This is a genomic window from Gilliamella sp. GillExp13 (assembly GCF_001690815.1).
GTDB classification, from domain to species: domain Bacteria; phylum Pseudomonadota; class Gammaproteobacteria; order Enterobacterales; family Orbaceae; genus Gilliamella; species Gilliamella bombi.
The window spans coordinates 54,517-61,671 of sequence record NZ_LZHJ01000133.1; the positions used below are offsets into that span (position 1 = coordinate 54,517).

The following is a 7,155-nucleotide window of genomic DNA, read 5'->3' on the forward strand; positions in this document are numbered from 1 at the left end:
CATTCATGTTATTATGGCTCGTTTTTTTACCTGTAATAGGCGGATTTTTTGGGTGGTTATGCCATGTATGTTTACAAAGAGGCGTTGTTTCTGTCAATGTACAAATGCGTTGGTCAAAATTACCAATAATTGTAGCTTTTATTACTATTTTTCTTACATTATTGATGTCGATATTATTATGGATAGATGCTATATCTATATTAAATCAAGGGGGAAATTGGGTAAAAGAAGTTAAACTAGAATGGATCCCTTTATTAGGCATTCATTTTCATCTTGTCTTAGATGGTTTATCTATGGTTGTTATTACCTCAACCTTATTTATTGTATTATTGACTATTATCTATTCTAGTAAAGAAAGCTTAAACAATCTTGGCCTATTTTACTTATGTCTATTATTTATGACATCGGCAATCATGATGTTATTTGTAATCACTGACTTATTTTTAATGTTTTTCTTTTGGGAAGCTGTAGCAATCCCTATCTATTTTTTAATCTCCTTATGGGGACGACGAGATTCAAGTTCGCAATTGCGTTTTAATGGTGCAAGTAAATTCCTGATTTATACTCAAGTGAGCAGTTTACTTATGCTAATTTCGATAGTTTCATTAGCTTTGATTAACTGGAATTTAACAGGACATTGGACGTTTGATTATCAAGAATTAACCAAAACACCAATTTCAAGTTATACCGAATTTTTAATTATGCTAGGATTTTTAGCTGCTTTTATCGTTCGCATACCATTTGTTCCATTTCATGGTTGGTTTATTGAAGCTCATATCGAATCTTCAACAACAGGCTCAATGATGATTAGTGGATTATTACTTAACACAGCTGCATTTGGTTTATTGCGTTTTGTTATACCGCTATTTCCTAATGCATCAATCATTATTATGCCGTTAATGTTAGCATTTGCACTACTTACGGTTGTTTATGCTGCTTTACTTGCTTTTAACCAAACTGATATTAAAAAGCTAATAGCTTATATTCATATTGCTTTAATGGGTTTTGTAACTGCAATGATCTATAGTGGTTCTGTTCTTGCTTATCAAGGTGTGGTTATTCAAATGATAGCCATCAATTTAGCAATCGTCGGCATGTTTATAATTAGTGGATTATTAGTTGAATGTTATTCAACGCGAAACATAAATCAATTTGTTGGGCTTAAAGAAAGAGTGCCTTATTTATCTTCTTTTACTCTGTTTTTTATATTGGCAGTGTTAGGCATTCCCGGTACGGCTAATTTTATTGGGAATTATATGATGTTGCTTGGTAGTTATAATGCTTTTTCCTATTATACAATTTTACTAGTAATTGGTTTATTATTACTGTCCATTTCGTTTATTGTACGTATACAACCAATTTTTTATGGTGTAGTTGATAAAGGAGCTGCAACAAAATGCCGGCTTAGTAAGAAAGATCTTTTATTATTATCAACTATTTTAAGTGTACTTATTTTTATCGGTTTATATCCTCAAGTGGTTTTAGATATGTCTTATTCTGTCGTGAATCAAACACAACAATACATAACCACAGAGCCGGTAGGGGAGTAATAACCTATGATAGCTTTATCACCCATTCTTGTATTAAGTCTAGCCATCATCGTTTTTTTAGCTTTACTATTTGCTTTTAAATTAAGTACCAAAGGATGTGCTATTTTAACAGTATGCGGATTAACCTGTGCTTTAATTTGCTCTGTGATGGTTGGATATAAAATTTCTTTTAGCACTCAAGCTATTACTAATATCAGCAGTGATAATATGCAAATATCAGCATCAATTTCGGAGTCCGCTAAAGAACAAACTCGATCGAGTGAAGAAACTATTGCAATTGATACGGTGTCTACAGAAACGACCGAATCATCTAATGAAGATGAAACTATAAATATTGATAGTAATACCGAAAATAATAGCATTGACAATAAAAATATCGATATTAATTCTAATGTTGTGAATAATTCGAATATTGATGACGAGTCAACAGATGAGTGGAAAGCACACCATATCACAGCTCTATTTACTTGTGATGGCTATGGGCTACTTTACACCAGTTTGATTTTAATGATATCTATTTCCGTTGCATGTTTTGCTTATCGCTGGTTTAAACAAGAACAGAATCATCATGGATTATTTTATTTAATTTTACTTTTCATGGCATTAGGTGGTGTAACACTTGTTTACTCAAGCCATTTAATTGCATTTTTTATTGGGATCGAACTGTTATCTATTCCATTTGTTGGATTAATTGGTTATCAATATACGCAGACTCATTCATTGGAAGCAGCAGTTAAATACATGATTTTATCTGCTATCGCCAGCGTGTTTTTATTAATGGGGATTGCTTTTTATTATGCAACTACCGGAGAACTCACTTTTAGTGGTTTAAGCTATCAACTCTCAACAATGTCTTATCCAAGTTTATTATTATTGATAGGTGTGTGCTTAATGCTAGTCGGCATTGGTTTTAAATTATCTCTTGTACCATTTCAACTTTGGTTACCAGATGTTTATCAAGGTGCACCAACAATAGTCGCCTTATTATTATCAACAGTCGGAAAAGTTGCAATTTTTTGTGCTATCGCAAGACTATTTTTATTGGCACCTATTGTTAACAATGAAACTATTCGTATTATTTTAGTTATTATGGCGTTTTGCTCTATTTTGTGGGGCAACTTATTGGCGCTAATGCAAAGTAGTTTAAAGCGACTATTAGCTTATTCATCAATAGCACATTTTGGTTATTTATTAACGGCTTTAATAGCTGTGCAATATCAAGTATTAGCATTAGAAACTATTGGTGTTTATCTAATTGGCTATATTTTAGCTAATATCTGTATTTTAGGCGCGATCAGTTTAGATTCACACTCTGATGAACTTCAAGATCATGAAAACGAAATTGACCTATCAGGACTATTTTGGCGAAGGCCAATCCTAGCATTAGCCATGGGAGTTGGACTTTTATCTTTAGCGGGAACTCCCTTAACTGCGGGATTTGTTGGACGATTTTTACTGGTGTTATTAGGTGTAACAGCCGAATTATGGTGGTTAGTCGCTGCCGTTGTTATTGGCAGTGCATTAGGTCTTTACTTCTATGCTCGCTTAATTATAAACCTTTATATAAGACCTGTTTGTCGTGATGATCTAATATCAAGCAAATCTTCAATTAAATTAAAATGGACTGATATTAGAATAAGTGAATTAATCATTGTGTTATGTGCCTTATTGACGATGCTTTGTGGAATATACCCTAAATGGCTATTTAATTTAGTTAGTATGGCGCAATATTTGACCACCTAATTAACATTTATCTGCCACATTATTTTATTGGTGGAATTATATCAACCTAGGTAATATTGAATGCTTTGTTTTTATACTAGAACGCATAGTTACCTGAAACTTTTTGACAAGAAATAGTTAATAATAGCTTAATTTATTATGTTATAATTCCGACCTTTAAAATTTATTTTAATCAAGAGGACCAATATGGACTTTTTAATCTCTAATGCCCATGCTACTGATGGGCAAGCCCCTGAAAGCAATCTTTATTTTTTTATCATGTTAGTAGTTTTTGGGTTATTTTTCTACTTTATGATTATGCGACCTCAGCAAAAACGTGCTAAAGCACATCGTGATTTAATGGCATCAATTTCAAAAGGTGATGAAGTATTAACTAACGGTGGACTTATTGGTCGCGTATCAAAAGTTAACGAAAATGGTTACATTGCGTTAGAATTAAATGATACGACTGAAGTTGTGATCAAACGTGACTTTATTACATCAGTCTTACCAAAAGGGACAATGAAATCACTATAATAGAGATAGTAGTTATTAGCTATTATTGTTCATTGTATTAATTACCTAATACCACAAGAGAATATGTCGTGTTAAACCGTTATCCTTTGTGGAAGTACATTATGTTGGTCGTTGTAATTTGCCTCGGCCTTCTTTATGCACTTCCAAATATTTATGGTGAAGATCCTGCTATACAAATTTCAGGATCAGATACAGCTGAAATTAACGTTGCTACGCAAGATAAAATCAAAAAACTTTTAACTGATAATCATATCAAACCAAAATCACTGGTTTACGAAAATAAGTCCATTTTAATTCGTCTTGGTGATAACGATACGCAGCTTAAAGCAAAAGAAATTATATCAGAAGCATTAGGTGAGCAGTATATCGTTGCATTAAATTTAGCTCCAGCAACACCAACTTGGCTTACGGTGTTAGGTGCTGAACCAATGAAGCTTGGTCTCGATTTACGTGGTGGTGTTCACTTTTTAATGGAAGTCGATATGACAACCGCATTAAGTAAACTCACTGAACAATCTATTGAGAACATAAAAGCCGAATTTACTAATAGCAAATTAAATTATAAAACGATCAGTAAAGATAGTAATCAGCAAATTTTAATACAATTTGACAATACTGAAGATCGCAATAAGGCCATCACTAAGATCAACGGTATACAAGATTTCAAAGTTGTTTCTCAAAGTGATAATGCTATTGTAGTTAATGTTAGTGAACAACGGTTACAACAAGCAAAAAATGATGCTGTACAACAAAACACTACAATTTTACGAAATCGTGTTAATCAGTTAGGTGTTGCTGAACCAATAGTTCAACGCCAAGGTGCTGATCGTATAGTTGTTGAATTACCGGGTATACAAGACACAGCATTAGCTAAACGTATTTTAGGAGCAACAGCAACACTTGAATTTAGACAAGTTAATGAAGAAAGTACCCCTAACTTGCCAGCCATTCTAAATGGTGATATGCGTGTTCCTTATGGTTCAGAAATTAAATATATGGAGAGTGGTCGCCCAGTATTACTTTATAAGCGTATTGTGTTAACAGGGGAGCATATAACTGATTCTTCATATCGTGCTAATCAATATGGTCAACCCGAAGTTGCTATTACTCTTGATGGCTCGGGGGGTAAAAGAATGTTTGATTTTACCCAAAAAAATCTTCATAAAGCGATGGCAACATTGTTTGTTGAATACAAAGACACTGGTAAACGTGATGAAAACGACAAACCAATTCTTGAAAAACAAGAACGTGTTATCAATGTAGCAACGATTCAAGGTATTTTTAGTGACCGTTTTCAGGTAACGGGTATTGGTAATATTGATGAAGCTAAAAATTTATCATTATTATTACGTGCAGGGGCTTTAATTGCTCCGATTCAAATCATTGAAGAGCGCACTGTTGGACCATCAATGGGGCAAGAAAATATAACTCAAGGGTTAGAATCTTGCGCATGGGGTTTAGCGATTTCAGTCATCTTTATGTTAGTGATGTATCGTCTGTTTGGCGTATTTGCTAGCCTTGCATTAGTTGCTAACTTAATTTTAATTGTTGGTGCAATGTCTTTACTTCCTGGGGCAACGCTAAGCATGCCAGGTATTGCGGGTATTGTGTTAACCGTTGGTATGGCTGTTGATGCCAACGTACTGATTAATGAAAGAATAAAAGAAGAACTTAGCAATGGACGTAGTGTTCAGCATGCAATTAATGAAGGGTATGCTGGTGCTTGGAGCAGTATTTTTGACGCCAACCTAACTACATTAATTACAGCTATTATTCTTTATGCTGTTGGTACAGGCTCAATTAAAGGCTTTGCCATTACACTAGGCATCGGTATTGTAACATCAATGTTTACATCGATTGTTGGTACTCGTGCATTAGCCAATCTTATTTATGGCGGACGCCGTGTTAATAAGTTATCAATTTAGAGGTTTATTGTGGTTATTAATAAAAAAGAAAATCATGATGTTAGAGATTTAAATCATGGTCGCAGAGTCCTCGACTTTTTAAAATTTGGCTTTATTGCTTTTGTGATTTCAATGTTATTGGTAGTCGCATCCTTTGTGGTTATTTTTATTAAAGGATTTAACCTAGGACAAGACTTCACTGGTGGTACGACAGTAGAACTTACCGTAACAAAAGTGGTTAACCTTGATGACCTTCGTAACAGTTTACGCGATGCGGGTTATCATGAGCCGATAGTGCAATATTATGGTAGTAGTAAAGATATCATTATTCGATTACCTTCAGCTAAACAAAAAGATGGTAGTACGTTATCTGCTATTGATAATGCACTAGGTACAAAAATTTCCAATTTAATACATAAAGATATTGATGCCGATGCTCAAATCAAACGTATTGAATTTGTAGGACCAACAGTAGGCTCTGAACTTGCCCAAGATGGTATATTGGCAATCTGTGCCGCATTAGTGTGTATTCTAATCTATATTGCCTTTCGTTTTGAATGGCGATTTGGTACTGGTGCGGTTGTTGCCTTAGCGCATGATGTTATCATCACCGCAGGTTATCTATCATTATTTGAACGAGAACTAGATTTAACTATCATTGCTGCAATGTTATCGATAATTGGTTATTCGCTCAATGATACCATTGTAGTTTTCGACCGAATTCGTGAGAATTTTAGAAAGATTCGACGAGCAGATCCTTACGATGTTATCAACATCTCGTTAACACAAACATTGCACCGTACTTTGATGACGTCAGGTACAACCCTTGCAGTGGTCGTTATTCTTTATATTTTCGGTGGTTCAATGTTAAAAGGTTTCTCTGAAACATTAGGCGTTGGTATTGTGCTTGGTACAATCTCATCAATTTATGTTGCTGCGTATATGTCACTCAAATTAGGCGTAAAACGTGAACACTTTATGCCCCCTAAAATTGAAGCAGAAGGGGCAAATCAACCTTCAATATTGCGTTAGTTATGTGAACTCTGCCATTAATTGGCAGAGTTTTATTAGACTGTTTTTCAAACAAATAGTACCAAACTAATTGACACTTATCGTTTAGTTGCATATTATTAGCCACAGTTTTATCCCTTTCATTTGGGGCCATAGCTCAGCTGGGAGAGCGCAACGCTGGCAGCGTTGAGGTCAGGGGTTCGATCCCCCTTGGCTCCACCAATTCAATAATCAGTAACATTCTTTTAAACCCTATAAAGTACACCAAACCCAGTAATAACAAGCCTTAAAGTCTATTTTATTGCCCATTAAGTATCAGTAAGGTACATTTACAACCATAATTTTTAGGTATATGCTTAGGTATACAGACGCAATATACCTATATATCGTATACCTAAAATAATTATGGCAAGGAAAACACATCCATTAAC

Annotated in this window: 5 protein-coding genes and 1 tRNA gene; all 6 read left to right on the forward strand. The window is 34.4% G+C overall.

From position 1 onward, the window contains the following. Positions 1–5 precede the first annotated feature (5 nt). The 6 genes from A9G37_RS09760 (at position 6) to A9G37_RS09785 (ending at position 6,946) form a co-directional block, all read left to right on the forward strand. A complete protein-coding gene (locus A9G37_RS09760; protein ID WP_081297721.1) occupies positions 6–1,550 on the forward strand; it encodes a complex I subunit 4 family protein in 1,545 nt (514 codons plus the stop codon). 6 nt (positions 1,551–1,556) lie between these two features. Further along, a complete protein-coding gene (locus tag A9G37_RS09765; RefSeq protein ID WP_065575379.1) occupies positions 1,557–3,293 on the forward strand; it encodes an NADH-quinone oxidoreductase subunit N in 1,737 nt (578 codons plus the stop codon). 186 nt (positions 3,294–3,479) lie between these two features. Then, positions 3,480–3,809, forward strand: a complete 330-nt coding sequence (gene yajC, locus A9G37_RS09770; protein WP_065575380.1) for a preprotein translocase subunit YajC — start codon at positions 3,480–3,482, stop codon at positions 3,807–3,809. A gap of 68 nt (positions 3,810–3,877) precedes the next feature. Beyond that, complete coding sequence (gene secD / locus A9G37_RS09775; protein WP_081297722.1) at positions 3,878–5,734, forward strand: protein translocase subunit SecD; 1,857 nt, start codon at positions 3,878–3,880, stop codon at positions 5,732–5,734. Between the two features lie 15 nt (positions 5,735–5,749). Continuing rightward, complete coding sequence (secF, locus tag A9G37_RS09780) at positions 5,750–6,745, forward strand: protein translocase subunit SecF (RefSeq protein WP_051634228.1); 996 nt, start codon at positions 5,750–5,752, stop codon at positions 6,743–6,745. Positions 6,746–6,870: 125 nt separating this feature from the next. Then, a tRNA-Ala gene (locus A9G37_RS09785) sits at positions 6,871–6,946 on the forward strand. The last annotated feature ends 209 nt before the right edge of the window (positions 6,947–7,155 follow it).